The following is a 1,178-nucleotide window of genomic DNA, read 5'->3' as shown; positions in this document are numbered from 1 at the left end:
CTTTTGGAGGTATTAAAATGAAAAATAAAAAAGAAATAATTATTCCAGATATAGACTATCAAGTTGAAGTTAAAAAGTGTAAAACTATGGAAGATGTGGTTGGTAAAAATGGACTAATGCAAAAGTTATTCAAAGACGTGATACAGCAACTATTAGAAGCCGAAATGGATGAACATATAGGTAGAGAAAAGTATGAAAGAAGTAATGAACAGTCTCCCAATTATAGAAATGGGTATAGTTCTAAAACTATTGATAGCAGTTTTGGTGAGGTTGGATTAGATATCCCAAGGGATAGAAACTCTCAATTCGAACCGAAGGTTATTAAAAAATATGAAACTGTTTGCAACGAACTAGATAAGAAAATAATAGGACTTTATGCATGTGGCATGAGTGTTAGAGATATTCAATCTGAGATGGAAGAACTTTATGGTATAGATGTTTCTCCTTCTATGATTTCTAAGATAACAGATAAAGTTGTAGAGGCTGCCGCCCAATGGCAAAGTAGAGAACTCGAAGAAATATACCCTATTGTATATATGGATGCTATGCATTTTAAAGTAAGAGATGATAACAAGATAGTTTCTAAGGCTGCATATATATGCATGTCATTAAATATGAGTGGTAAAAAAGATATATTAGGTATTTGGATTGGAGAATCTGAGGGAGCTAAGTTCTGGTTATCAGTATGTAATGACCTTAAAAATAGAGGCGTTAACGATATTCTAATTGCATGTATGGATGGGTTAAAAGGTCTTCCTGAAGCAATAAAAACAGTATTTCCTGATGTTAATATACAAACATGTATAGTTCATCAAATTAGAAATTCACTTAAATATATAGCGTCTAAAGATCAAAAGGAATTTATGAAAGATTTGAAAAATGTTTATAGAGCATTTACTGAAGAGACAGCAGTTGAAAATTTAGAAATGCTTAGAGAAAAATGGTACTCAAAATACTCAGTTGTAATAGATTCATGGTACAACAATTGGAATAACTTAAGTACATATTTTGCGTATCCACATGAAATAAGAAAGATTATTTATACAACAAATGCACTTGAAGGATTTAATAGACAATTAAGAAAGTATACTAAAGTAAGAACTGTATTTCCAACAGATGAGTCATTGAGAAAATCACTATACTTATCAACTATGAAAATTATGGAGAAATGGACATCT

1 protein-coding gene is annotated in these 1,178 nt (G+C 30.6%); it reads left to right on the top strand.

Features of this window, described 5'->3' with window-relative positions:
- Positions 1 to 17: 17 nt before the first annotated feature.
- Positions 18 to 1,178, top strand: a 1,161-nt coding sequence (locus tag K0040_RS19785) for an IS256 family transposase (protein ID WP_228110408.1), incomplete at its 3' end; no start/stop codon positions are given.

The sequence above is a fragment of the Terrisporobacter petrolearius genome (assembly GCF_020748185.1).
GTDB classification, from domain to species: domain Bacteria; phylum Bacillota; class Clostridia; order Peptostreptococcales; family Peptostreptococcaceae; genus Terrisporobacter; species Terrisporobacter petrolearius.
This window is presented reverse-complemented; position numbering and strand designations above follow the sequence as displayed.